We start from the raw sequence: 24821 nt of genomic DNA on the forward strand, positions 1-24821 counted from the left end.
GTAGGTGTACGTGCCATTGGCATTCAACACCAGCGTACCGAAAGTTCCGGTGAAGGTGCCCGCAGTCACAGGCCCGGTGGGCACGCGGTCGGCACCTTGCACGTCGTTGGTCAGCACGTTGCCGGTGAGGGTCAGATTGGTTTCCGACGCGGTGTTGGCGTTGCTGTCGTTCACCGCTTTTGGCAGGTCATCGATCACATTGACGTCGAGGGTCGCATTGGCAGTGGTGCCGTTGTCATCCACCACGGTGACGGCGAATTGCTCGGGCAGATTGTTGGCACCGTTGGCGGTTGGGTGGGCGTCGTTGTGATCCAGCGTGTAGCTGTAGCTGACCACTCCAGTCGCTGCGTTGAAACCGGTGATGGTCAGCGTGCTGCCGAGCGGCGTGGTCACCGATTGTGGGAAGCCTGCAGCCACACCATTAGTAACCACGGCAATGCCGCCCACAGTCAGCGTGGTGACGCCGTCCAAAGCGGTAATCGTGAAGGTGCCGCTTTGGATTAGTGCGTTGGAATCCGGCTCGCTGCCAGTGCTGAGATTTTTTTCGTAAACAGTCAGCTCGCCGCCCTCGGCGTTCCAGCCATTGATCAGCACCGGATCGTCGTTGTTGTAGATCTGCAGCACCAGATTCGCAGTGCTGGTGTCACCGTCAGAATCGGTGATGGTGTAAGTGAACGTCTCTGTGCCGTTACCGCCACCGTGCAGCGCTTTGAAATCCGCGTCGCTGGTGTTCAGGGTGTAGGTGTACGTGCCATTGGCATTCAACACCAGCGTACCGAAAGTGCCGGTGAAGGTGCCCGCAGTCACAGGCCCGGTGGGCACGCGGTCAGCACCTTGCACATCGTTGGTCAGCACGTTGCCGGTAAGGGTCAGCAGGGTTTCCGACGCGGTATTGGCGTTGCTGTCGCTCACCGCTCTGGGCACGTCGTCGATGATGTTGACGTCGAGCGAGCCGGTGGCGCTGTCGCCATTGCTGTCACCGGCAGTCACGGTGAAATGTTCGCTGAGGCTGTTGGCGCCGTCACCGGCCGGATGGGCGTCATTGCCGTTGAGGGTGTAGCTGTAACTGACGACCCCGGTCGCAGCGTTGTAACCGGTGATGGTCAGGGTGTTGCCCAGTTGCGTGGTGATCGACTGCGGGAAACCCGCCGCCACGCCGCCATTGATCACGCTGATGCCGCCAATGTTCAGACTGCTCAAGCCGTCTGGCGCCGACACCGTGAAGCTGCCGCTCTGAGTCAGCGCGCTGGGGTTGGAGGAGGAGCCGTCGGGCAGGTTGGCTTCGTTGAGGGTCAGCTCGCCCCCCGGCACCGCGAGGCCGCTGAGCGTCACCGGATTGTTGACCGGCGGCGGCACGATCGGCGTGTTGTTGCCATTGTCGATCACCGCGTTATGCCGCTCTTCGGGAAACTCGGGAATGCCATTGAAACCGGCGGTCGGGAAGCCGATGACCGGATCCACTCGTCCACCGACTTCAGTCAGCAACACAAAGCTGTGACCACCGCCTGCCTCGCCCGGCACGCCAGTCGGCGCATTCGGGCCCGCAGCGGTGGCTTCAGCGGCTTTGGTCGGGTCTTCGCCGGCAGCGATGGCTTTCTGAATCTGCTCGACGTCAGTCAGCTGTGCTTCGCTCGGCGTCAGCGCTTCAGGGGAGTCGACATGCACCGCCTGATTGGCCAGCAGTTGCCCGGAAAGGGTCATGCTGCTGTCGCGACCCAGGGTCAGTTCGTGGCCATTTTGCAAATGAATGGCGACAGCGCCTTCTGCGCCGGTGATCACTTGATCGCCGGCAAACAAGCGGTCGCCCTCGACCAAAGCGCGGCGAGTGCCGTCGGTGCCTTGAGCAAAAACCTGACCAATGACTTTAGTGACGATCCCGATGAGCGTTGCCATGTGAAACTCCTCCGCTGCCGAACACCGTCGGCACTGGTTCGCGAAGCACGCCCATGGCTCAAGCGGGTTGCCGGGGTGACGCTCGCACCTCGACAGTTCGTTTCGCAGGTAGCGCAAACAAGGAAAGGTCGATGCTTTCAAGCACTGCGCAATCCTGATTGATGCCGCAAACCCACTAGCGCTACGTAACGGTGGTGAATCACCCGAGTGACAAAAAACCGTCACCCATCTGCCGCTACGCGTCCCTCCCCTTCAGCATTACTTCGCCGTATGTCGCAAAGTGAATGGAACTTTCCTCAAGCCTCTCCGTGCTCCCTGAAGCGCATAAACAAAGGCTTTCGTCCTGAACAATGTGCCGATTTTGGCCAAGCGCATAAGTTTTTTTCGGCATAAGCCTTATGAAAATTTTTTCTTAGCTACGCTTCAGGATGTTCTTAGCTCTGTTGTTACAAGAGTGAAACGCTTACACCTTAAATTATCGTCAAATATTTGGCGACAGTAACACACCATCAGGACCAGGGAGATGCACCCCATGCGCGTTTTAACCCCCCTTTGCAGCGCGGTTTTGCTGGCCATGGCTTGCACTTCTCAAGCCCAGGCCATGAACCTGACCGAAGCAATCCAGAGCACCATTGCCACCCACCCGGATCTCGCCTCGCGTGTGGACGCCAAACTGTCGGCCGATGAGCAAGTGAAAGTGGCCAAGGGCGGCTTCTATCCGTCCGTCGACTTGAATGCCGCCTACGGGCGCGGCTACAGCGACAACACCAATACCCGGGCTTTCGGTAATCACCACACCGAAATTCTCAATTACACCCAGTCGGAACTGCGACTGCGACAAATGATCTTCGACGGCTTCAACACGGCCAATGAAGTCGAGCGCACCAAGGGCGTGTCCAACTCGCGCGCCTACTACGCGCAAGGCACCGCCCAGGATCTGGCGCTGCGCACAATCGAGGTCTACCTCGAAGTGCTCAAGCGGCGCGAATTGGTGACCCTGGCCAAGAACAACCTGCAAGCGCACCTGCGCGTGAATGATCAGATCGGCCTGCGCACCCAGCGCGGCATCGGCAGTACCGCCGACTCCGATCAGTCGGTCGCCCGTAAGGCGCTGGCGCAAAACAACCTCGACACCGCCGAAGTCGATCTGGCCGACGCCGAATCGAACTTCTACGCCGTGGTCGGGCGCATGCCCGATGAACTCGAAGCACCACCGTCGACCCGCGGCGAAATTCCCACCAGCCTGCCGGAAGCCCAGCAGAGCATGGTCGAGAACAACCCGTATCTGAAATCCGCGCAGGCGGACGTGCAGTCAGCCGAGAGCCAGTACGAAGTTGCCAAGTCGCCGTTCTATCCTCGATTCGATGCCGAAGCGGCGGTGGGTGCGAACAACAACGTGCAAGGCGATGAAGGCCACGACAACGAATGGCGCGTGGGCGTGATCATGAACTACAACCTGTTCCGTGGCGGCAGCGACAAGGCCCGACTGGCGTCCGATGCGCACCAGATCAACCAGGCGATGGACATTCGTAACAACGCCCTGCGCCAGTTGAACGAGAACATCCACCTGGCGTGGAACGCCATGGTCAACGCGAACAAACAGACCCCGACCGCCCGTGAATACGCCGAGACCACCAAACGCGTGCGCGCGGCGTATCAGGATCAGTTCGGCCTCGGCCAACGCACCCTGCTCGACTTGCTCGACAGTGAAAACGAGCTCTACAACGCCAACCGCCGCTACACCGAAATCCGCTACACCGAGGAATATTCGATGTACCGCGTGCTGGCGAACATGGGCCAGTTGCTGAGCAAGCAACGGGTGGTGCTGCCGGCGGATGCGATCGCGGCGACCGAGGTGAAAAACGAAGCGCGCCTGCCTGAGCTGAAGTAAGTCTCACGATCCCTTGTGGCGAGGGGGCTTGCTCCCGCTGGGTTGCGCAGCGACCCCAAAAACGTTCAACGATGAAGATTTTGTGAGTGCTGCGCACTAAAGCGGGAGCAAGCTCCCTCGCCACAAGGTTGGACCAGTCATTACAGGGGCGATCAATATGACCAGCATGGCCGAAGGCGGACACACCGGGATCGATCCGCGGCTGAGCTTCGATGACCCGTTACTCGACGGTCTGTTGATCCTCTGCAAGCTCCACGGCGCGACGGTCAGTCGCGCCAGCCTGAGTGCCGGGCTGCCCCTGAACAAGCAACGCCTGAGCCTGGACCTGCTGCCCCGTGCAGCGGCCCGGGCCGGTTTGCAGGCGCGCCTGTTGCGGCGAGAACTGAAGGATGTTTCTGCACTGAATCTGCCGATCCTGTTGCTGCTCAAGGATGGGCGCACCGCCGTCCTGCGGCGTTTTGGCGATGACGGCAAAGCGCTGATCCTGCCCAGCGAAGCCGATGGCGGCGAGCAATGGGTCGAGCGCGAAGAACTGGCCGAGCACTACAGCGGTCAAGCCTTGTTCGCGCGTCCGCGCCACGAACTCGAAGACTTGCGTTCACCGCTGGTGCCGCGGGTCCACGCCTGGTTTCGCGACACGCTGAAGCTGTCGAAATGGCTGTACAGCGATGCGATCCTCGCCAGTTTTCTGATCAACCTGCTGGGCCTGATGGTGCCGCTGTTCGTCATGCAGACCTACGACCGCGTGGTACCGAATCAGGCCACTTCGACCCTGTGGGTGTTGGCGATCGGCCTGTTGATCGGCACCGGTTTCGAGCTGGTGTTGCGGGTGGTGCGCGCGCACCTGCTGGACACCGCCGGCAAGAAAACCGACGTGATCCTTTCCGCGACTTTATTTGAACGCATCACCGGCATGGCGATGAAGGCCCGGCCGGCGACCATCGGCGGTTTCGCCCAGAGCATTCATGACTTTCAGGGCCTGCGCGAATTCCTCACCGCCGTGACCCTGACCAGCCTGATCGACCTGCCCTTTGTGGTGTTGATGCTGGTGGTGATCGGCCTGCTCGGCGGCTGGCTGGTGGTGATTCCGCTGCTGGCGTTTCCAATCACGATCATTTTTGCTCTGGCGATTCAGGTGCGCCTGCGCGACACCGTGCAGAAAAGCCTGAGCCTCGGCGCCGAGCGGCAGGCGCTGCTGATCGAAACCCTCGGCGGCCTGGAAACCCTCAAGGCCTGCAGCGCCGAAAGCGAGCGCCAGCACAAATGGGAAAGCACCCACGGCGCCCTCACCCGCCTCGACAGCCATGCGCGCAACCTCTCCGCGCTCGCGACCAACGGCACACTGTTCATCCAACAGTTCTCGGGGATGGCGACGATCGTTGCCGGGGTCTACAGCATCATCGCCGGCAACCTCAGCGTCGGTGCGCTGGTCGCCAGCTACATGCTCGGCAGCCGTGTGCTCGCGCCGCTGGGACAGATCGCCGGGCTGATCACCCGCTACCAGCAAGCGCAACTGACCATGAAAAGCACCGACGCGCTGATGGGCCTGCCGCAGGAGCGTGACGGCAAGCAGCGGCCACTGGAACGTACACAGCTACAAGGTGCGCTGGACGTCAGTGGCGTGACCTTTCACTACAACGGTCAGAATGCACCGGCGCTGAGCAACGTCAGCTTCAGCATGAAACCCGGCGAGCGGATCGGCATCATCGGTCGCAGCGGCTCGGGCAAAAGCACCCTGGCGCGGCTATTGATGGGTTTCTATGAACCCGAGGAAGGCCAGTTGCTGCTCGACGGCCTCGACCTGCGGCAACTGGATGTCGCCGACCTGCGCCAGCAGATCGGTTACGTCGCCCACGACCTGCCGCTGCTGGCCGGCAGCCTGCGCGACAACCTGACCCTCGGCGCCCGCTACATCAGCGACTCGCGCATGCTCGAAGTCGCTGAACTGACCGGCGTTACCGAACTGGCGCGGCAGCATCCGCAAGGTTTCGACCGGCCGGTGGGCGAGCGCGGACAACTGCTCTCCGGTGGCCAGCGCCAAGCGGTGTTGCTGGCCCGGGCGCTGCTGCTCGACCCGCCGATCATGCTGCTCGACGAACCCACCAGCGCCATGGACAACAGCAGCGAAGACCTGCTGCGCCAGAAGCTGCACGGCTGGGTGCAAGGCAAGACGCTGCTGCTGGTCACCCACCGCACCTCGATGCTGAGCCTGGTGGACCGGCTGCTGGTCCTGGACAACGGCCGGGTCGTCGCCGACGGCCCGAAAGAAGCGGTCATCGATGCACTGCGCAAGGGCCGCGTCGGCTCGGCGGCGGTTTAGTTGATGCAACATAAACCTGTGGCCACCTACTTTCTGTGGCGAGGGAGCTTGCTCCCGCTTGGGTGCGCAGCGCCCACAAGATCTTTGGGGCTGCTTCGCAACCCAGCGGGGGCAAGCTCCCTCGCCACAAGGATTGTGTTGACCTGTTTCTCTTGAGTGAGGGGTATCGCCGCATGTCAGCTTCATCTTCGAAAGAGCGCGGCTACTTCGACAGTTTCGGCAAAAGCGCCGAAGCCGAGTTCATGCCGGAAACCGCCGGCGCTGCACTGCAGGATTCGCCGCGCTGGTCGCGGATCACCGTGTGGCTGGCGGCGGCGCTGTTGATCAGTGCGCTGGTCTGGGCCAAGTTCGCGGTGCTTGAAGAAGTGACCATGGGCGAAGGCAAGGCGATTCCGTCGAGCAAGGTCCAGGTGATCCAGAACCTCGAGGGCGGGATCGTCACCGAGATTTTCGTGCGTGAAGGGCAAATGGTGAACAAGGGCGACAAGTTGCTGCGCCTGGATGACACGCGGTTTCTGTCGAACAAGGGCGAGAGCGAGGCCGACCGTTATGCGTTGATGGCGCAGGTCGAACGTTTGTCGGCTGAAGCCGAAGGGCGGCCGATGAAACTCTCGGACGAAGTCGTCAGCAAGGCGCCACAAGTGGCCGAAGACGAACGTGCGTTGTACGACCAGCGCCAGCGTCGACTGGCCAGCGAACAACGCACCCTCACTGAACAGCTGCGGCAGAAAACTCAGGAACTGGCGGAGTTTCGTTCCAAACAAGGTCAGTACAGTTCCAGCCTGGCGCTGTTGCAACAAGAGATGAACATGTCGTCGCCTCTGGTCGGCACCGGCGCCGTATCGCCGGTGGAAATCCTGCGACTCAAACGCAGCGCGGTGGAGATTCGCGGTTCGCTGAATGCGACGACCCTGGCGATTCCTCGGGCGGAATCGGCGATCAATGAGATCAAGAGCAAGATCGACGAATCGGAGCAGACCTTCCGCTCCGACGCGGCTAAAGACCTCAATCAGAAACGCACCGACCTGTCGAAAATCACCGCCTCGAGCATCGCCATCGACGACCGCGTCAGCCGCACCACCGTGACCTCGCCGGTGCACGGGGTCATCAAGCAGCTCAAGGTCAACACCATTGGCGGCGTGGTGCAGCCGGGCAGCGACATGGTCGAAATCGTGCCGCTGGAGGACAACCTGCTGATCGAAGCCAAGGTGCGTCCGCAAGACGTCGCGTTCCTGCATCCGGGCCAGAAAGCCATGGTCAAGTTCAGTGCCTATGACTACACGATCTACGGCGGGCTGAGCGCAAAACTGGAACTGATCGGCGCCGACACGATTACCGATGACAAGGGCAACAGCTTCTACCTGATTCAGGTGCGCACCGATAAAAACCACTTGGGCGGCGATGTGAAACCGCTGCTGATCATCCCGGGCATGGTGGCGACGGTGGACATTATTACCGGGGAGAAAAGTGTGCTGGATTACCTGCTGAAACCGGTGCTGAAAGCGCGGACCGAGGCGATGCGCGAGCGGTAGAAGTTTCTGGATCTGGTGGTGAATTGACTGGCCTCATCGCTGGCAAGCCAGCTCCCACAGGTTCTGAGGTGCTCACAGATTTTGTGTTCGACACGGACACTGTGGGAGCTGGCTTGCCAGCGATGGGGCCAGCCCAGACATCAACTATCTGTCGCCATGATTGCGCTGAAAAACCTCCGCCCCCATCGCCGCAATCTGCCCCTCGATCAACGCCTCGAACGGCTTCAGTAACGGCGCAAACGTCATCGGCGCTTCCAGAGTTTCCAGCGCCTGCACAATCGCCTCAATCGTTGACAACGCCCCCGGCCCCGGTGCCTTGCGCAACCGGTAGCGCGACACCCCACCCTGCGCCAGCGTCACCCGCGGCAACGCCGCCAGCAGCGGGTTGAGATGAAGCATCTTGCGTGCCTTGCGCCAGGTGCCGTCCGGCACCACCAGCAACAACGGTTGATCGGATTCGCGGTAAGCCTGCAGCGGCTGCGCATCGTCAGCGGGAAACAGCAACCGCGCCTGATATCCCGGCCGATTGAGCAGCGCCGGCAGATCCTCGAATATCTCACCGACAATCAACTCGGCATTGGCCAAACCCAGCGCCGCCAACCGCGCAGTATTCAACGCATGGTTAACCTCGCTCGGATGCTGCAACAGCAGAACGCGGGTGCGGCTGTCGAGGCTCGGGATCAGCGGGCACAGGCAGTGGCTTTGTGGACGCAGGCAGCGCGGACATTGGGGTCTGGACATGGTTCTTATGCCTGATTGAGCTGTGCTTTGAGCAAATCACGGAAGGTCTGGATCAGCGGTTCGCGGCTGCGGCCCCGGCGCATGATCATCGAAAACGGCGCCTGATAACCGAAGGTCGCCGGCAGCAACACGCGCAAGTCTCCTTTGTCGGCCCAGGCCTGAGCGTAGTGCTCCGGCAGGTAGCCGATGTAGGCGCCGGACAGCACCAGAATCAGCTGTGCCTCCATACTTTCCACGGTCGCCGCGCTGTGTTTGAAACCGTGGCGCGCCAGTTCCGCCTGACTCCAATAACCACGGCCGACCATGCGTTGCTGAGTGATGACCTGCTCGGGAATCCGCCGTTCGTTGAACAGCGGATGGCGGCTGCTGCAATACAGCCAGTGCTGCTCGCGGTACAGCGGCATGTACACCAGGCCGCTCATGCGCGTGGAAAACGCGCCGATGGCCAGATCGAGGCGGTTGTCCTGCACACCGAGTTGCAATTCGTAGGGGCTCATCACCGACAAGTGCAAATGCACCGCCGGGTGCTCCTGGCTATAAGCGCCGATGGCTTCGGCGAACGGCAAGGCCTTGTCGCTGACGGTGGAGTCGATCACTCCGAGATTGAGCGTACCGCGCAGTTCGCCCTTGAGTGCAGCAGCGTATTGCTCGAAACCTTCAAGTTCGGCCAGCAGGCGCAGGGTTTCCTGATGGAACAGCTCGCCCTTGCTGGTCAGGCTGAACCCGCCCCGCCCGCGATGACACAACACCAGACCAAGCGCGGCTTCGAGCTGGCTCATGTAGGTGCTGATCGCCGAGGTCGACAGGTTGAGTTCCTGCTGCGCGTTGGCAAAGCCCTGATGTCGGACCACGCTGACGAAGATGCGCAATAGTTTCAGGTCGGGTAAAGCGTTGGCCATCAGGTACTCCACAAACAAGGATCACAGGTGCGTAGAACGCTGCACCACACCACATCCCCTGTGGCGAGGGAGCTTGCTCCCGCTCGGCTGCGAAGCAGTCGCAAACCCGGCAAATACAGTTGATCAGGTGTACCGAGTCGTGTGGTTTTGGGGCGGCTTTGCCGCCCAGCGGGAGCAAGCTCCCTCGCCACAGGTTCATCAATACATGCCCGAAGAGTCTATCCCGGGCCTGACCATTAGTTTAGAAAAATCTGAACTAAGTTTTTGCCCGTAGCGATTCTTCCCCGCCACTACATTTCGCAGAATCGACCCCACAGCGGCGTCCGAACCTGTGCTGGACGGTGCGCCGACATAAATAAAACAAAGACGATGAGGCCCTACCCGTGGACAAGATTCTTCACCAACCACTGGGCGGCAACGAAATGCCGCGCTTCGGCGGCATCGCCACCATGCTCCGACTCCCCCATGTACCGACCGCTGCCGGCCTGGACGCTGCCTTCGTTGGCGTGCCACTGGACATCGGTACTTCGCTGCGCCCCGGCACCCGCTTCGGGCCGCGCGACATCCGCACCGAATCGGTGATGATCCGCCCGTACAACATGGCCACCGGCGCCGCGCCGTTCGACTCGCTGTCGGTTGCCGACATCGGTGACGTGGCGATCAACACCTTCAACCTGCTCGACGCCGTGCGCATCATCGAAGAAGCCTACGACAACATCCTCGAGCACAACGTGATCCCGATGACCCTGGGTGGTGACCACACCATCACCCTGCCGATCCTGCGTGCCATCCATAAAAAGCACGGCAAGGTCGGTCTGGTGCACATCGATGCCCACGCTGACGTCAACGATCACATGTTCGGCGAGAAGATCGCCCACGGCACGACCTTCCGTCGCGCCGTCGAAGAAGGTCTTCTGGACTGCGACCGCGTGGTGCAAATTGGTTTGCGCGCGCAGGGTTACACCGCTGACGACTTCAACTGGAGCCGCGATCAGGGTTTCCGCGTGGTGCAGGCCGAAGAGTGCTGGCACAAATCGCTGGCCCCGCTGATGGCCGAAGTGCGCGAGAAAGTCGGTGGCGGCCCGGTGTACCTGAGCTTTGACATCGACGGTATCGACCCGGCCTGGGCGCCAGGCACCGGCACCCCGGAAATCGGGGGTCTGACGACCATTCAGGCGATTGAAATCGTTCGCGGCTGTCAGGGCCTCGACCTGATCGGCTGCGATCTGGTAGAAGTCTCGCCCGCTTACGACACCACCGGCAACACCTCGCTGCTGGCCGCCAACCTGCTGTACGAAATGCTCTGCGTACTGCCGGGCGTGGTCCACCGCTGAGGGTTCGGCCATGCACGAACGTGATCAGGTTCTGAGAGCGGCTGCCGATCTGGTGTCCGCCTTCGCTCGCAACGATCGCGAAGCTTATTTCGGCGCGTTCAGCGCCGATGCGAGTTTCGTGTTTTACACCCTCGAACAGCCGCTGCTGTCGCGCGATGCCTATCAGGCCTTGTGGGACAGCTGGCGCGCCGAGGATGGCTTTGAAGTGCTGTCGTGCACTTCGAGCAACGCCTTCGTCAGCCTGCAAGGTGACGTGGCGGTGTTTATCCATGACGTGGCCACCGAGCTGCGCATGCAAGGGGAGCAACATTTCAGCCAGGAGCGCGAGACGATTGTTTTCAGGAAACAAGCGTCGAGCCTAGAACAACAAGGCCATTGGCTGGCCTGCCACGAACATTTGTCCGCAATGCCGGAAGGGCTGCCATCCCCTTAGCCAAACGGGTGACGCTCACGCACGATGAGCGCGCCTTTATGATCGGAGCAGATCATGAATAACAACAACAACGACCAAAGCCTTACGCAAATTGAAACCCACGGAGTCGAACAGATCCCGGACCACGAACGCACCGCAGGCCCGACGGACTTGTTCCGGATGATCTTCGGTGGTTCCAATACCTTTGCCACCGCCGTGCTCGGCAGTTTCCCGGTACTGTTCGGCCTGTCGTTTCAGGCCGGTGTCTGGGCGATTGTGCTGGGCGTGCTGCTCGGCTCGCTGATTCTCGCCCCGATGGGCCTGTTCGGCCCGATCAACGGCACCAACAATGCCGTGTCCTCCGGGGCGCACTTCGGCGTGCACGGGCGGATCGTCGGCTCGTTCCTGTCGCTGTTGACCGCCATCGCGTTTTTCTCGCTCTCGGTGTGGAGTTCGGGCGATGCATTGATCGGTGGGGCGAAACGCCTGATCGGTCTGCCGGAAACCGACCTGACCCTGGGCCTGGCCTACGGTCTGTTCGCGATTCTGGTGCTGACCGTGTGCATCTACGGCTTCCGCTTTCTGTTGTGGGTGAACAAGATCGCGGTGTGGAGCGCCAGCCTGTTGTTCCTGCTGGGCATCTTCGCCTTCGCCGGTCCTTTCGACGTCAACTACGCAGGCACCGTGAACCTCGGGCAACCGGGCTTCTGGGCGGCGTTCATCGGCGCGGCGCTGGTGGCGATGAGCAACCCGATTTCCTTCGGTGCGTTTCTCGGCGACTGGTCGCGCTACATCCCGCGTGACACCTCCAAGCAGCGAATCATGGCCGCCGTGGTGCTGTCGCAAATCGCCACGTTCATTCCGTTCCTGTTCGGCCTGAGCACCGCGACCATCGTCGCGATCAAGGCGCCGGACTACATCGCGGCGAACAACTACGTGGGCGGCCTGCTGGCGGTATCGCCAAGCTGGTTCTTCCTGCCGGTGTGCCTGATTGCGGTGATCGGCGGCATGTCCACCGGCACCACCTCGCTGTATGGCACCGGGCTGGACATGTCCAGCGTGTTCCCACGGGTGCTGTCGCGGGTCAAGGCGACGCTGCTGATCGGCGTGCTGTCGATTGCCTTCATCTTCATCGGGCGCTTTGCGGCGAACCTGGTGCAGAGCGTGTCGACCTTCGCCGTGCTGATCATCACCTGCACTACCCCGTGGATGGTGATCATGATCATCGGCCTGCTGGTGCGTCGCGGCTTCTACTGCCCGGATGACCTGCAAGTGTTCACACGCGGCGAACAAGGCGGACGCTACTGGTTCAACCACGGCTGGAACTGGCGTGGTCTGGGTGCATGGATCCCGAGCGCGGCGGTCGGCCTGTGCTTCGTCAACCTGCCGGGGCAGTTCGTCGGCCCGCTGGGCGAGATGGCCGGCGGCATCGACATCAGCCTGCCGGTGACGCTGGGTCTGGCGTCGGTGGTGTACCTGACACTGCTGAGCCTGTTCCCGGAACCGCGGGAGGTATTTGGACCGCAGGATGCGCGCAGTCAAGGCGCGGCGGCGCAAGCAAAATCGGCACTGCGCCAGGCGGCCTGATTCACACAGAAAATTTGAAGGATTGGAGTTCTTGTGGCGAGGGAGCTTGCTCCCGCTCGACTGCGCAGCAGTCGCAATGAAGCTGTTGGGGCCGCTTCGCAGCCCAGCGGGAGCAAGCTCCCTCGCCACAGAGAGGCATTCGATTCAGCGTTCCACATAAAAAAGACAATCGGAGACACGCCATCATGGCTTTGGATTTATTCGTCGTCCTCATCTACGCCGCCGGCATGCTGTTGCTCGGCTACTACGGCATGCGCAAGGCCAAGACCAACGAGGACTTTCTCGTTGCCGGGCGTAACCTGGGCCCGAGCCTGTACATGGGCACCATGGCCGCGACCGTGCTCGGTGGCGCGTCCACCGTCGGCACCGTGCGTCTGGGCTATGTGCATGGCATTTCCGGCTTCTGGCTGTGCGCGGCACTGGGTTGCGGCATCGTCGCGCTGAACCTGTTCCTCGCCAAACCGCTGTTGAAACTGAAGATCTACACCGTTACCCAAGTCCTGGAAAAACGCTACAACCCGATGGCCCGCTCGGCGAGCGCGGCGATCATGCTGGCCTACGCGCTGATGATCGGCGTGACCTCGATCCTCGCCATCGGCACCGTGCTGCAAGTGCTGTTCGGCCTGCCCTTCTGGATCTCGGTATTGCTCGGCGGTGGCGTGGTGGTGATCTACTCGGCGATCGGCGGCATGTGGTCGCTGACCCTCACCGACATCGTCCAGTTCATCATCAAGACCGTGGGCCTGATGTTCATCCTGTTGCCGATCTGCCTGTACCGCGTCGGTGGCTGGGACGAACTGGTGCTGAAGCTGCCGGCAGCGGCGTTCAACTTCACCACCATCGGCTGGGACACGATCATCACCTACTTCATGATCTACTTCTTCGGCATCCTGATCGGTCAGGACATCTGGCAACGGGTGTTCACCGTCAAGACCGCCAAAGTCGCGCAGTACGCCGGCAGCATCGCCGGTATCTACTGCATCCTCTACGGGCTGGCCTGCGCGCTGATCGGCATGGCTGCGCACGTGCTGATCCCGGATCTGGACAACGTCAACAACGCCTTCGCCGCCATCGTCAAACTGTCGCTGCCGGACGGCATCCGTGGTCTGGTGATCGCTGCGGCACTGGCGGCGATGATGTCCACCGCCAGCGCCGGCCTGCTCGCCGCGGCCACCACCCTGACCGAAGACCTGCTGCCGAAACTGCGCGGCGGCAAACAGTCGAGCTTAGGCGTCAACCGCCTGTTCACGTTGCTCACCGGTGTCGTGGTACTGGGTATTGCGCTGGTGGTGAATGACGTGATCAGCGCCCTGACCCTGGCCTATAACCTGTTGGTCGGCGGCATGCTGATTCCGCTGATCGGCGCGATCTTCTGGAAACGTGCGACCACCGCCGGCGCCATTGCCAGCATGGGCCTGGGTTTCGCCACCGCGCTGCTGTTCATGTTCAAGGACGGTCTGGATGCGAACACGCCGATCTACTACAGCCTGGCTGTGGGCCTGGTGAGTTTTGTGGTGGTCAGCCTGGTCTCCCCTCGCCCGGCGACGGTGGCGAGCGCGATCTAAGCTTTACGTAACGACTTGATGCTTTCTTCGACGGGTGTGGCGTCGGTTGCCACACCCGTTTTTTTCGCCTGGAGAAAATGATTGATGAAGATTGTTTCTCGCGATCAATGGTTTGAAGTTCAGAATCTGAGCGATGGCATTCGGTTAATCCACGAGCCGTACATCCGCCCGTTCTATCGCTGCAACCTCTGGCACATCCAGGGCCGCGACAAGGATCTGCTGCTCGACAGCGGTTCAGGACTGGTCAGCCTGCGCGAGCAGTTGCCGTGGATTACCGAGCGGCCATTGGTGGCGGTCGCCAGCCACTGCCACTTCGACCACATCGCCGGGCATCACGAATTCGCCGAACGCCTGGTGCATCGCGCCGAGGCCGACATCCTCGCCGCGCCGGACGGCGAGAATGACCTGAGCCGGGCCTTCGTCGGCGACGACATGTTCGAGGCGCATCCGGACTGTCCGCTGTGCTACGCCGAATACCGGGTCAAGGCTGCGCCAGCCACCGGGTTTGTCGAGGATGGCGATGTACTGGATCTGGGCAACCGCACGCTGCAAGTGCTGCACACGCCGGGGCATTCGCCGGGCGGCATCAGCCTGTATGAAGCGGCGACCGAAACGCTGTTCAGCGGCGACATCATCTACGACGGGCCGCTGATCGAAGACGCCTACCACTCCGATCTGCAGGATTACGCCGCCAGCCTGCGGCGCTTGCAGACGCTGCCGATCCGCACTGTGCATGGCGGGCATTTCGGCAGTTTTTCCGGCGGGCATTTGCGTTCGATGATTGACGCATGGCTGCGCGGGCACGCTTGAGTTCCACCACAAAAGCAAAAGATCGCAGCCTTCGGCAGCTCCTACAGGAAACACATTCCCTGTAAGAGCTGCCGAAGGCTGCGATCTTTTGATCTTTTATTTGAGCACTACCGCCGGCGAGGCTGACGCCGGCGCTGTTCGTCATCGGTGCGGATCGGTACGGGTTGCAGAGGCGGTTCGATCAAGCCGAGGGCAACACCCAAATCGTGCAGCCAGTTCTGAATTTTCTCTTTCATCGTCATGCCCCCTTCAGGGTAGTGCTGAGCAGCCGGAATTCTGAGGCCGCTTCGCACTGATAATAGTCCGAAGTCCTACGCAATGCTCGGCCAAATCCGCAATGATCTGTTACTGAATTGAACAGAATTACGATGGGTTGGTTCACGCCGTCCGCCGGGGTTCACTCGATGCCACAGGATAGAGCGCTTGCTGCTGTTCAATCCAGGCATTGAGGTTGGCCCCGACCATGCCCTTGCGCCACATGAGCCACGTTGTCGCACTGGCAAACGGTTCGGCCAACGGGTGCACTGCAACGCTCTCGCGCCCCGGCAGACTGGCCAGCATCGACTCCGACATCAATGCCACCCCGCTGCCGGCAATCACGCAGGCAAGCATGCCCTGATACGACTCGATCTCCATCGCCCGGCCCATTGCCGCCTGATAGTGGACGAACCAAGCCTCCAGCCGGGCGCGGTAGGCGCAGCCATGGCGGAAGGTGAACACCGCCCTTCCCTCGACGTCCTTGGCGCTGCGGATCGGCGGATGATCGGCCTCGCTGATCAGCACCAGACGCTCCTCACACAGCGGCACGCCGTCGATCCCGGCCAATTGCGGCGGGCCGTCCACCAGCGCCGCATCGAGGCGCCCGGAGACCAGGCCTTCGAGCAACTCGCCGCTGGGTCCGGACTGCACTTGCAGGTTCACCGCCGGGTATTGCTTGTGATAGCGCGCCAACAGCGCCGGCAAATGGATCGCCGCCGTACTGTACAGCGTGCCGAGGACAAAATCCCCGGCCGGCTGCCCGCCCATCACCGCTGCACTGGCCTGATCGCGCAGGGCGAACAACTTGCCGGTGTAGTCCAGCAGGACTTTTCCCGCAGGGGACAACTGCAAACGCTGACGCTCACGAACGAAAAGTTCGACGCCCAATTGCTCTTCCAACTGCTTGAGTCGGGTCGACAGGTTGGACGGCACCCGATGCAGGCGCTCGGCGGCGCGGGTGATCGAACCTTCCTCGGCCACTGCCTGAAAGATCCGCAATTGGCTGAACTCCACAAACCTTCTCCATAACAGAACAAGTTTCTCACTATTATTCAATTTTAAAGAAAGTCAATCGGTTCTAGCCTGACGGTCATTGCTCCTCCAAAGGAATATTGACCTTGTCGCCACTGATTCGCTTATCCGCCTGTTTCATCGCCCTGATGATGGCCATGGGCATCGGGCGTTTCGCCCTCACCCCGCAACTGCCGCACCTGCTCAGCGAAGGCCAGATCGATCTGACGGCCGCCGGTCTGATTGCTGCGGCCAACTACCTCGGCTATCTGTTGGGCGCGGTGGATGCGATGTTCGCCCATCGTCCGCCGCAAGTGCAGCGGCGTTTGCATGGCGGTTTGTGGCTGTGCGTGGTGCTGACGCTGGCATCGTTCTGGGCCAACGGTTTCTGGGCGCATTTGCTGCTGCGCTTCGGCACCGGAGTGGCGAGTGCCTGGGTGCTGGTGATGATTACGGCGCTGAGTCAGCCTTTGGCAGCGGCGGCAGGTCGGCCACGGCTGGGTGCGCTGGTATTTGCCGGCCCCGGACTGGGAATTTTTCTGACCGGGTTGCTGGCACTGTTCTCACATCTGCTGAACCAGACCTCTGCCACGTTGTGGCTGATCTATGCCGGCGTGGCGATGCTGATGCTGCTGGGGATCGTGCGAATCCTGCCGCAACCGGGCGTGCACACGCCGGTCGCCACGCTCAACGTCAATCATTCGAATCGCGGCATCCCGCGACTGGCAGTGGTGTATGCGCTGTATGGCTTGGGTTACATCATCCCGGCCACATTCCTTTCGCAAATGGCCAACGCGCAGTTTCACGGGCAATGGCAGGCCGATCTGTTCTGGCCGTGCTTCGGCCTTGGCGCGGCCATCGGCGTGTTGCTGGTGAGCCTGCGACGCCACGACCCGAACACCACACGGCACTGGCTGACCGCCACCCTGTGGTTGCAAGCGCTCGGGGTCTTTGCCTGTCTGTTGGGCAGCGGTTATGGCCTGGCGCTGGGGGTGGTGTTGTGCGGCATGCCGTTCCTCGCTTGCATGCAACTGGTGATGCAACGCTCGCGGGAACTGGCGCCGCACAGCACCCAGCGCAACGCCGGGCTGCTGACGGCGTGCTTTGCCGTCGGCCAGCTCAGCGGCCCGTTGCTGGCGGCGCTGAGCAGCCATTTCAGCGGCGGCTTGCAACCGGCGCTGGTGATCGCCGGCAGCGGTCTGCTGATTGCCGGCGGGCTGGCCTTGCAGTCAGTCAGCGCTGGCCGAGGGCTTGGCGCAAACGCCGACGCACCCACTGCTCAGCGCTGACAAAAGTGATGCCCAGCAACACCAGTACCGCGCCGATGACGAAGTTCACGCTCAATGCTTCACCGAGCAGCAGCACGCCGAAGGTGACGCCGAACAGCGGCGTCATGAACGAAAACACCGCCAGATTGGCCGCCAGATAGCGGCGCAGCAGCCAGAACCAGGTCAGGTAACTGAAAAACGACACCACCAGACCCTGAAACAACACGCTGGCCACCGCCACGGGGGTCAGGCTGACGTGGCTGATCTGGCCGCTAAACAACGCAATCAACAGCAGGCCAGCGAAGCCGACGATCAACTGATAGAACAGGGTCAACGTCACTGGCGCCTCTGACAGACGCGAGGCACGCACCACCACGGTGGTCGCGCCCCAGCAGGCGCCGGCAATGACCCCGAACGCGTCGCCCAGCAGCATGCGCCGGTCGAGGTTGTCCCACGACACGCCGCCGGCGAAGGCAATGGCGATACCAACGAACGCGAGCAGAATCCCCAGCCACTGCAGCGGCCGCAGACGTTCGCTGGCCAACAGGAAATGCACGCCGAGCGCAGTGAAAATCGGCGCGGTGTAGAGGAACACCGACATGTGCGCGGCGGTGGTCAGTTGCAGACCTTCGGCGATGAAGAAGAACTCCAGACCGAACAACGCACCGGCCAGCAGTCCGCCGCGCCAAGTGTTGCTCACCTGATCCCAACCGCCCTTCCAGCACAGCAGCAGGCCCACCAGCAGCGCAGAAATCCCCGAGCGCCCGGCGGCTTGCATCACCGGCGCGATGTCCGGCGCGGCCCACTTGATCATCACTTGCTGCACGCCCCAGATCAGGCAGAGGCCGATCATCACCTGCAAGGCAAACCCGTCGGCATTGCGCCGCTCGACACTCACCGCAACACCTCGAAAACACACAACATGGCAGCCGTCCACTGGTCGAAAATCTGTGTCGGGGATTATCAATCACTCGGGCAAAAAAAGCCGTCTGAAAAAGACTTTGGATGCGTCAGTAACGTCACAGGTGAATGGTTGTCGGCTGCGCCGCCATTCGCGAGCAAGCTCGCTCCCACAGTCGACCGCACTTCCCCTGTGGGAGCGAGCTTGCTCGCGAAGGCGTCTGCCCAGACAACCAGGATTATGCAGCTGACCTCACAAATCGCTTCGCAACCAGGAAACCGACCGAGCAGGCAACAGCCGTGGCAAACGTCCCCCACGCCCAATCCATCAAACTCACCTGCACCGACCACCCGTGCAATGTCGCCCAATTGGTCAGGTCATACGTGCCATACGCCACCAGCCCCAGCAGCGCGCCCATCTTTGCCGCGCGTTGCCAGCTCAGCGCCGGCAACACCACAAACTGAACGCAACCAAAAACGTACAGGCAATAAAAAACCGCTGCCGGAACCAGCAGCGGTTTTTCGAGCATCAGCGAACCGAGCAGCTCGCGGTAGGTGGGCGCCATCAATACGCCGAGCCAGATACCGTCGAGCAACAGAAACGCCAGCAGTGTGGCGCCATAGGCAATTAACGCTTTCTTCATCTGCAAACCCTCATGTAGGAGCTGCCGCAGGCTGCGATCTTTTGCCTTTGAAGATCGAAAGATCGCAGCCTGCGGCAGCTCCTACATGGGGCCGGCGGTGGCTCAGGTTAGTTCAATGCGATCAGCATGAATGACGATCTTGCCTTCCTTGTACAGCGAACCGATGGCCTTCTTGAAGTTACCCTTGCTGACCCCGAACAGACTGCTGATCAGCGCCGGATCGCTCTTGTCGCTGACGGCCAGCGTGCCATTGTTTTCGCGCAACTTGGCGAGGATTTTCGAGCTGAGGCTGCTCGCCGCTTCCTGACCTACCGGTTGCAGGCTGAGGCTGATCTTGCCGTCGGCGCGCACTTCCTTGATGAAACCCTTCTCGCGCATGCCGGAGCGCATGAACTTGAAGATTTCATTCTTGTGGATCAAGCCCCAATGCTTGTTGTTGATGATCGCCTTGAAACCCATGTCGGTGGCTTCAGCCACCAGCAGATCAACTTCCTGACCGGCGCTGTAGTTGGCCGGTGTCTTGTCGAGGTAGCGATCCAGACGTGCGGTCGCGGTGATGCGGCGCGTGTGTTTATCGAGATAGACGTGCACCACGCAGTACTCGCCAGCGGTCATCTGCCGCTTTTCTTCGGAATACGGCAGCAACAGATCCTTTGGCAGGCCCCAATCGAGGAAGACACCGATGCTGTTGACTTCAACTACTTTCAGGCTGGCAAATTCACCGACCTGAACTTTTGGTTTTTCAGTGGTAGCGAGAAGTTTGTCTTCGCTGTCCAGATAAATAAATACGTTGAGCCAGTCTTCATCTTCGCTGGGAATATCTTTAGGGATATAACGGTTGGGCAAAAGAATTTCGCCGTCAGCACCGCCGTCCAGATATAAACCGAAGTTAGTGTGTTTAACCACTTGCAAACTGTTGTAACGCCCGACTAAAGCCATTTTCCAAAACCCTCATTGCGTGGCGGCATTCTACCCGGTTTTGCCGGTCTCGTTCGCCGAGCGAGCAACCGGGCGAAGAAAATCCTCTGGGCACCTTGATTTTCCTTGGTTTGGCGCAAGCGAGTCGCCATTCGTCAGGCCAGTGCGGCACCTGACGCAGCGTTTCACGGCTTACATTTTCAGTAACGAGCAATAAATGTTGTTATTTAAAACAGTGGCTTAGGCGGATATTTCGAATAATTAAGCGAGAATAATCGACCCGCACACTCAGTTATTCCCGGGGATATTTATCAAGCAATTGTCAAGTTATTCCTGTACGATGCCTGGCCGAGTTACTTTTCTACAGGTTAATGGCCGCCATGCGTGTAAAAGCATCCACCAGCAAAGCAAAGCCAGCTCCAGCCGTTGAAACCAGCGAATCGATCAATGATCAAATCGCAGCGTTCCTCAAGTCCGGCGGCGAAATCCAGCAAATTGCCAAAGGCGTCAGCGGCCAGACGTTCGGCCCGTCCAAGCAGATCAGCCTGGGCAAGAAGTAACACCCGGTAAAACACCCGTCCTGAGACGCTTTGAGCTTCGAAGCGTCTGGACAGGCACCCGCGCAACACCCTCACTTCTGTTTAATCAATCTTTTGAAAATCGACGAACGGCCATCATTGCCGAGCATTCGCCGGTATCCTTGCACGCGTCTGGATCAAGCGTTTCAGCAGGCTCAGCCCTGCCCTCGCTGTTCATGGAGTGACGCATGCTCAAATCAAATTCCTGTTTATTGCTTGTGGGCCTACTGGCCTGGTCATCGGTGCACGCGCAGATTTTCCAGCGCGAGCTCGGCGACTTCGACCTCAAACTCGGCACCACGCCCAGCCGCAGCATGGCCCAAGGTCTGGTCAAGCCGGCAGCCGTCGGCTCGTTCCACGGCGGCCTGGATCTGAGCCACGACAGCGGCCTGTATGTCGGTCAATACGCGCCGAGCATGGGCCTGACCCCGGGCAAGAACCTGGAAATCGACTCCTACGTCGGCTTCAAACAACCTTTCGATCAGACCCTCGGCTACGAAGTCGGGATGATCCACTACAGCTATCCCAAGGTCGAGACCCTCGACAGTCAGGAACTGTTCGGCGGCCTGACCCTGCTCGGCAGCCGTTTCGGCATAGCCGTCAGCAACGACCCGGACAAACAGAACAACACGCTGTTCGCCGACCTTGGCGGCAATCAGCCGTTCGGCATCGGGATCAGCATGAAATACACCACCCATCAATTGAACACGCCGGTGTCAGTGGACGGTGGTTATGTCAGCAGTTTTACCGATTGGTCGGTGAAATTTTCCCGACCGTTCATGGGCGTCGATCTCGACCTGATCTACAGCAATTCCAACCTCAGTGGCAGCGATTGCTCGGCGTATTCGGGGCACAACAGTCAGTGTGACGGGCTGGTGACGCTCAAGGCAGAGCGCGCATTCTATTGATCGGCTGAACTGCCGGGAGCTTCCTGCGTTCACATGAGAATCAGACGTCAGGCTCTCGCAAGGATTCGCCCATGTCTCGCTGGTTCAAACACCTCGCCACCCTGCTGATCTTCACCCTTGCCCTCGGCGCCTGCAGCCGTGTCGGCCTGGCCTACCGCAACCTCGACGTGATCATCCCGTGGACGCTCGGCGACTACCTGGACATGAACGGCGAGCAGAAGGACTGGTTCAATGAACGGCTCAAGGAACACCTGAACTGGCACTGCACCACGCAGCTGCCGGGCTACCTCGACTGGCTGGATCGCTTGCAGAACATGGTTGAAACCAATCAGGTGACCGACGCTGCGCTGCAAGCGCGAACCGCAGAGGCCAAACAGGCCATCGCCGAAACCGCACGCCAGATCACACCGTCGGCCATCGAGTTATTGCAAGGGCTGGACGACAAACAAGTGGCGGAAATGAACGACGCGTTCGCCAAGGATCTGCGCAAACGTGAAAAGGAATACGTTAAACCGCCGCTGGCGCAACAGATTGCCGAACGCGGCGCACGCATGGACAAGCGCCTGACCGACTGGCTGGGTCCGTTGAGCGTCACTCAGGAACAACGGGTAATGGCCTGGTCGACCGCCCTGGGCGATCAGAATACCCAATGGATCGCCAACCGCGCCCACTGGCAGCAGCAGTTCAGCAATGCCGTTGCTCAGCGCAAGAGTCCGGAATTCCCACAACGAATCGAGACACTTCTGGTCAACCGCGAGCGTTTATGGACAGCGGATTACGAAAAAGCCTACGCCAACACCGAAGCGCAGGCGCGTTCGCTGGCGGTGGATCTGATGGCCGAGAGTACGCCGCAGCAGCGTCAGCGGTTGTTGAAGAAGATCGAGGGTGTGCGTAAGGACTTCAATGATTTGAAGTGTCTGAAGGCAGTAAAGCAGGAATAGAAGATCAAAAGATCGCAGCCTTCGGCAGCTCCGACAGGGTTATGTGTAGGAGCTGCCGGAGCCTTCGATCTTTGACATTCAGGCAATCTGCGCCTTTGAAGCCACTTCATCGAATGTCGCTTCATCCAGCGCATCGTCCTGCTCATCCAGCACTTGCCGCGGATGATCATTGCCGGGAATGCTGCTGTCGATCAGGCTCAACAAGCTGGAACCCCGCGGGGTCAGTATGAAATTGTTACCGGTGCTGCCCTCATGATCCGGACGCGGTTCGATGAACCCACGGTCCAGCAGTAACTTCTCGTACTCGCAGGCCACCGTTTTCAGGTGATCCAGATTCTCGATCGGCTCGCCCGCACTGGCTTTCTCTGCTGCGTAGTCCTCGGCATATTTTCGCGGCGCGAAACTTTCGCCTGCACTGTTCTGCACTTCATGCAGCAAGCGTTCAATCAAATCCCAGTTATAAGTCGTCATCCTGATTCAACCTCCGGTGCGCGTGATTTGGGGCACTGTCATAGGTTGTGACCCGGACACACCGCAGCCGTTCAGCTGCATTTTCCGCAGCGAGCGACCGACATGCTGTTTGCGACAACTCTGAACTTTTCGTCGCATCCAGGCCTCCACCCAATAACCCGCCTTAACCGGAACGGAGGCATGCCCCATGAAACCCCTGCTCAAACTCACCCTCGCCGCCACCCTCGCCTGCGCCCTGCCGGTCTGGGCCTGTACCCCAGAAGAAGCCACCGCCAAACGTGAACAACTGGCCAAGGAAGTGGCCAAGCTCACCGAACAGAATCCGGCCAAGGCCAAGGAAATCAATGCCGAGTTGCAGAAGATGGACTTGGGCACGGCCAGTGCAGATTTGCCGGACAAGTGCCAGTTGATTGATCAGCGCTTGAAGGAATTGGGGACGGCTGAGAAAAAAGCCGAGGGCTAAAAGCAAGATCAAAGATCGCAGCCTTCGGCAGCTCCTACATCGATCCCTGTAGGAGCTGCCGAAGGCTGCGATCTTTTGATCTTAAAAATGCATTTGTGCATTTATTTTCTTGCATAAACGCATATCCAGACTAAGGTTACATCGAGCAAGGAGATCGGCACCGTTCATCGCAGATGAAAACCGTTACCCACCGATCGCTCGGCAATACCGCAACACCACCACAAGCTGGACGCTTGTTTTCATTCATGGAGGACTGAAAAAATGTTAACCACTCAAGCCACATCATTCACCGGCGAGAGCCTGCCAAGGTGCCTTGTCGGCCATCTGCTCGACCCGCAACTGGTCGAGGTTCAAGCCACTGCACAAACCGCCGCACTGGCCGCTGCCAGCCTCAACTTCAGCATGCAGAAACAGACTCAGACCAACTGGTGCTGGGCCGCGGTTTCCGCTTCGGTCGGCAACTATTACGGCACTGGAAACTGGACCCAGTGCGGCGTCGCCAGCACCCAACTGGATCGCAATTGCTGCAGCCAGCCAGGCCCGTGCAACGTCTACGGCTATCTGGATTCAGCCCTGCAAACCACCCGCAGCTACAACGGCATGAATCAGGGTTCGCTGCAGATGTCGGCCATTCAGAACCAGATCAACATGGGCCGCCCGGTCGGCCTGCGCTGTGCCTGGTACGGTGGCGGTGCGCACTTCCTGGCGATCTACGGCACCAATGGCAACTACGTGTTGATCGCCGACTCGATCTACGGTTACTCGACCCGCGCGCTGAACTCATTCCCCGGTTCGTACAACGGCGGCGGCAACTGGACTCACACTTACTTTACCGCGAAAAACTAGGAGGGCGACATCATGCAACTGACTTATCCAAAGGCGCCTTCCAACGGCGTACAGACGTTGCGTCCGGTGCTGCAAGCCGCGCTGCAAAACCAGGGCTTCGGCATCAACCGCCAGTTCGCCAACGCGACACCAGCCAAAGTCAGCCTCAGCGAAGCCTATCGCGGCTACTCGCTGACCCTCGACGATCTGAGCCAGGGCAAGGGCTTGAAAGACGCCCGCATCGGCGACTGGCATTACCTGGTATTTGCCGACGGCGTGAGCATTGCCGATGCGCAACTGGCCGAGGTGCGTGGCCATGTCGAGTTCGCTTCGCTGAACCACGGCACCCGGGCCGCCGACACCGTGGGCGCGCTGAAACTGGCGGAACAGGCGCCGCAATTGCAGGGCAAAACCGTTGAACTGCGGGTGCTGTTTGTCTCGGCACTGCACGTCGTGGCGATCTGGCTGCATGCGGACGGTGAAGATGTACTGATCCCGATCGAGCCAACGCCGAAAGAGCTGGGCGACTCGCGGTTGTACAGCGAAGCCGCGCTGCTCGGTTTGCTTAAACCTGCGGCAGATCGCGCCAAACAGCGCTTTGACGCAGACACCAGCGGACAGTTGGGGAGCTGACAAACCCTGCGCATAAAAA

The 24821-nt window shown here is 60.3% G+C and carries 24 protein-coding genes; 15 read left to right on the forward strand and 9 right to left on the reverse strand.

The window, feature by feature from the left end; all coding sequences use genetic code 11:
• The coding region (locus tag B1722_RS06815; RefSeq protein ID WP_140395989.1) for a retention module-containing protein at positions 1-1893 on the reverse strand (1893 nt) is incomplete at its 3' end.
• A 532-nt stretch (positions 1894-2425) separates the two neighbouring features.
• On the opposite strand from B1722_RS06815, the gene B1722_RS06820 reads away from it, so the two are divergent.
• The 3 genes from B1722_RS06820 to B1722_RS06830 all read left to right on the forward strand — a co-directional run bounded on the left by B1722_RS06820 (position 2426) and on the right by B1722_RS06830 (position 7636).
• Positions 2426-3784, forward strand: coding sequence for a TolC family outer membrane protein (locus tag B1722_RS06820; RefSeq protein ID WP_047292413.1), 1359 nt, complete (start codon positions 2426-2428; stop codon positions 3782-3784).
• 157 nt (positions 3785-3941) lie between these two features.
• The gene (locus tag B1722_RS06825) at positions 3942-6104 is read left to right on the forward strand and encodes a type I secretion system permease/ATPase (RefSeq protein ID WP_041070215.1); all 2163 of its coding nucleotides are present in this window, start codon (positions 3942-3944) and stop codon (positions 6102-6104) included.
• A gap of 173 nt (positions 6105-6277) precedes the next feature.
• Entirely contained in the window at positions 6278-7636 is a 1359-nt protein-coding gene (locus tag B1722_RS06830) for an HlyD family type I secretion periplasmic adaptor subunit (protein WP_041070217.1), read from the forward strand.
• Positions 7637-7780: 144 nt separating this feature from the next.
• On the opposite strand, the gene B1722_RS06835 is transcribed toward B1722_RS06830, so the two are convergent.
• The gene (locus B1722_RS06835) at positions 7781-8377 is read right to left on the reverse strand and encodes a tRNA-uridine aminocarboxypropyltransferase (RefSeq protein WP_086791944.1); all 597 of its coding nucleotides are present in this window, start codon (positions 8375-8377) and stop codon (positions 7781-7783) included.
• Between the two features lie 5 nt (positions 8378-8382).
• Positions 8383-9276: a LysR family transcriptional regulator gene (locus B1722_RS06840; RefSeq protein ID WP_007956593.1), complete on the reverse strand. Its 894-nt coding sequence runs from the start codon at positions 9274-9276 to the stop codon at positions 8383-8385.
• 383 nt (positions 9277-9659) lie between these two features.
• Here B1722_RS06840 and speB point away from each other — a divergent pair, with 383 nt between their 5' ends.
• From speB to B1722_RS06865, 5 genes are all read left to right on the forward strand, one after another.
• Complete coding sequence (speB, locus tag B1722_RS06845; RefSeq protein WP_003222717.1) at positions 9660-10610, forward strand: agmatinase; 951 nt, start codon at positions 9660-9662, stop codon at positions 10608-10610.
• 10 nt (positions 10611-10620) lie between these two features.
• Positions 10621-11043 carry a nuclear transport factor 2 family protein gene (locus B1722_RS06850; RefSeq protein ID WP_041070223.1) on the forward strand — a complete coding sequence of 141 codons (423 nt, stop codon included), beginning with the start codon at positions 10621-10623 and terminating at the stop codon, positions 11041-11043.
• A 54-nt stretch (positions 11044-11097) separates the two neighbouring features.
• Positions 11098-12609: a cytosine permease gene (locus tag B1722_RS06855; RefSeq protein ID WP_041070224.1), complete on the forward strand. Its 1512-nt coding sequence runs from the start codon at positions 11098-11100 to the stop codon at positions 12607-12609.
• A gap of 185 nt (positions 12610-12794) precedes the next feature.
• Entirely contained in the window at positions 12795-14174 is a 1380-nt protein-coding gene (locus B1722_RS06860; protein WP_041070225.1) for a sodium:solute symporter, read from the forward strand.
• Between the two features lie 84 nt (positions 14175-14258).
• Positions 14259-14984, forward strand: coding sequence for an MBL fold metallo-hydrolase (locus B1722_RS06865; RefSeq protein WP_041070226.1), 726 nt, complete (start codon positions 14259-14261; stop codon positions 14982-14984).
• Positions 14985-15091: 107 nt separating this feature from the next.
• Here the strand turns inward: B1722_RS06865 and B1722_RS29770 are convergent, their stop codons facing one another.
• Both B1722_RS29770 and B1722_RS06870 read right to left on the reverse strand, forming a co-directional pair.
• Positions 15092-15220 (reverse strand): PA1414 family protein, encoded by a 129-nt coding sequence (locus B1722_RS29770; protein ID WP_003184145.1) that lies wholly within the window; start codon positions 15218-15220, stop codon positions 15092-15094.
• 142 nt (positions 15221-15362) lie between these two features.
• On the reverse strand, positions 15363-16256 hold the full coding sequence (locus tag B1722_RS06870; protein ID WP_041070227.1) for a LysR family transcriptional regulator: 894 nt from the start codon (positions 16254-16256) through the stop codon (positions 15363-15365).
• 104 nt (positions 16257-16360) lie between these two features.
• On the opposite strand from B1722_RS06870, the gene B1722_RS06875 reads away from it, so the two are divergent.
• Entirely contained in the window at positions 16361-17542 is a 1182-nt protein-coding gene (locus B1722_RS06875; RefSeq protein WP_086791946.1) for an MFS transporter, read from the forward strand.
• Here B1722_RS06875 and B1722_RS06880 read toward each other — a convergent pair.
• The 3 genes from B1722_RS06880 to B1722_RS06890 form a co-directional block, all read right to left on the reverse strand.
• The gene (locus tag B1722_RS06880) at positions 17487-18419 is read right to left on the reverse strand and encodes a DMT family transporter (RefSeq protein ID WP_086791948.1); all 933 of its coding nucleotides are present in this window, start codon (positions 18417-18419) and stop codon (positions 17487-17489) included. The genes B1722_RS06875 and B1722_RS06880 overlap by 56 nt on opposite strands.
• Before the next feature lie 241 nt (positions 18420-18660).
• On the reverse strand, positions 18661-19065 hold the full coding sequence (locus B1722_RS06885) for a DUF2177 family protein (RefSeq protein ID WP_086791950.1): 405 nt from the start codon (positions 19063-19065) through the stop codon (positions 18661-18663).
• Positions 19066-19167: 102 nt separating this feature from the next.
• Positions 19168-20004: a S1 RNA-binding domain-containing protein gene (locus tag B1722_RS06890; protein WP_041070234.1), complete on the reverse strand. Its 837-nt coding sequence runs from the start codon at positions 20002-20004 to the stop codon at positions 19168-19170.
• 350 nt (positions 20005-20354) lie between these two features.
• Between B1722_RS06890 and B1722_RS06895 the strand changes: the two genes are divergently transcribed.
• The 3 genes from B1722_RS06895 (at position 20355) to B1722_RS06905 (ending at position 22410) form a co-directional block, all read left to right on the forward strand.
• Positions 20355-20543: a hypothetical protein gene (locus tag B1722_RS06895; RefSeq protein WP_016985943.1), complete on the forward strand. Its 189-nt coding sequence runs from the start codon at positions 20355-20357 to the stop codon at positions 20541-20543.
• Positions 20544-20749: 206 nt separating this feature from the next.
• Positions 20750-21469 carry a TorF family putative porin gene (locus B1722_RS06900; protein ID WP_041070236.1) on the forward strand — a complete coding sequence of 240 codons (720 nt, stop codon included), beginning with the start codon at positions 20750-20752 and terminating at the stop codon, positions 21467-21469.
• Positions 21470-21540: 71 nt separating this feature from the next.
• Positions 21541-22410: a DUF6279 family lipoprotein gene (locus B1722_RS06905; protein ID WP_086791952.1), complete on the forward strand. Its 870-nt coding sequence runs from the start codon at positions 21541-21543 to the stop codon at positions 22408-22410.
• Between the two features lie 78 nt (positions 22411-22488).
• Here the strand turns inward: B1722_RS06905 and B1722_RS06910 are convergent, their stop codons facing one another.
• Positions 22489-22881, reverse strand: a complete 393-nt coding sequence (locus tag B1722_RS06910; protein ID WP_086791954.1) for a transcriptional regulator — start codon at positions 22879-22881, stop codon at positions 22489-22491.
• A 187-nt stretch (positions 22882-23068) separates the two neighbouring features.
• Between B1722_RS06910 and B1722_RS06915 the strand changes: the two genes are divergently transcribed.
• The 3 genes from B1722_RS06915 (at position 23069) to B1722_RS06925 (ending at position 24802) form a co-directional block, all read left to right on the forward strand.
• Positions 23069-23344, forward strand: a complete 276-nt coding sequence (locus B1722_RS06915; protein WP_086791956.1) for a hypothetical protein — start codon at positions 23069-23071, stop codon at positions 23342-23344.
• A 261-nt stretch (positions 23345-23605) separates the two neighbouring features.
• Entirely contained in the window at positions 23606-24190 is a 585-nt protein-coding gene (locus tag B1722_RS06920) for a papain-like cysteine protease family protein (RefSeq protein WP_086791958.1), read from the forward strand.
• Between the two features lie 12 nt (positions 24191-24202).
• A complete protein-coding gene (locus tag B1722_RS06925; RefSeq protein ID WP_086791960.1) occupies positions 24203-24802 on the forward strand; it encodes a hypothetical protein in 600 nt (199 codons plus the stop codon).
• The last annotated feature ends 19 nt before the right edge of the window (positions 24803-24821 follow it).

Source organism: Pseudomonas sp. SCPG-7, from assembly GCF_002156405.1.
Taxonomy (GTDB): domain Bacteria; phylum Pseudomonadota; class Gammaproteobacteria; order Pseudomonadales; family Pseudomonadaceae; genus Aquipseudomonas; species Aquipseudomonas parakoreensis.

Coding starts and splice junctions, on each gene's coding strand:
- B1722_RS06860 (WP_041070225.1), top strand. CDS start 12,795: ATGGCTTTGGATTTATTCGTCGTCCTCATCTACGCCGCCGGCATGCTG.
- B1722_RS06905 (WP_086791952.1), top strand. CDS start 21,541: ATGTCTCGCTGGTTCAAACACCTCGCCACCCTGCTGATCTTCACCCTT.
- B1722_RS06895 (WP_016985943.1), top strand. CDS start 20,355: ATGGCCGCCATGCGTGTAAAAGCATCCACCAGCAAAGCAAAGCCAGCT.
- B1722_RS06885 (WP_086791950.1), bottom strand. CDS start 19,065: ATGAAGAAAGCGTTAATTGCCTATGGCGCCACACTGCTGGCGTTTCTG.
- B1722_RS06830 (WP_041070217.1), top strand. CDS start 6,278: ATGTCAGCTTCATCTTCGAAAGAGCGCGGCTACTTCGACAGTTTCGGC.
- B1722_RS06850 (WP_041070223.1), top strand. CDS start 10,621: ATGCACGAACGTGATCAGGTTCTGAGAGCGGCTGCCGATCTGGTGTCC.
- B1722_RS06865 (WP_041070226.1), top strand. CDS start 14,259: ATGAAGATTGTTTCTCGCGATCAATGGTTTGAAGTTCAGAATCTGAGC.
- B1722_RS06835 (WP_086791944.1), bottom strand. CDS start 8,377: ATGTCCAGACCCCAATGTCCGCGCTGCCTGCGTCCACAAAGCCACTGC.
- B1722_RS06840 (WP_007956593.1), bottom strand. CDS start 9,276: ATGGCCAACGCTTTACCCGACCTGAAACTATTGCGCATCTTCGTCAGC.
- B1722_RS06920 (WP_086791958.1), top strand. CDS start 23,606: ATGTTAACCACTCAAGCCACATCATTCACCGGCGAGAGCCTGCCAAGG.
- B1722_RS06925 (WP_086791960.1), top strand. CDS start 24,203: ATGCAACTGACTTATCCAAAGGCGCCTTCCAACGGCGTACAGACGTTG.
- B1722_RS29770 (WP_003184145.1), bottom strand. CDS start 15,220: ATGAAAGAGAAAATTCAGAACTGGCTGCACGATTTGGGTGTTGCCCTC.
- B1722_RS06900 (WP_041070236.1), top strand. CDS start 20,750: ATGCTCAAATCAAATTCCTGTTTATTGCTTGTGGGCCTACTGGCCTGG.
- B1722_RS06910 (WP_086791954.1), bottom strand. CDS start 22,881: ATGACGACTTATAACTGGGATTTGATTGAACGCTTGCTGCATGAAGTG.
- B1722_RS06820 (WP_047292413.1), top strand. CDS start 2,426: ATGCGCGTTTTAACCCCCCTTTGCAGCGCGGTTTTGCTGGCCATGGCT.
- B1722_RS06915 (WP_086791956.1), top strand. CDS start 23,069: ATGAAACCCCTGCTCAAACTCACCCTCGCCGCCACCCTCGCCTGCGCC.
- B1722_RS06890 (WP_041070234.1), bottom strand. CDS start 20,004: ATGGCTTTAGTCGGGCGTTACAACAGTTTGCAAGTGGTTAAACACACT.
- B1722_RS06855 (WP_041070224.1), top strand. CDS start 11,098: ATGAATAACAACAACAACGACCAAAGCCTTACGCAAATTGAAACCCAC.
- B1722_RS06825 (WP_041070215.1), top strand. CDS start 3,942: ATGACCAGCATGGCCGAAGGCGGACACACCGGGATCGATCCGCGGCTG.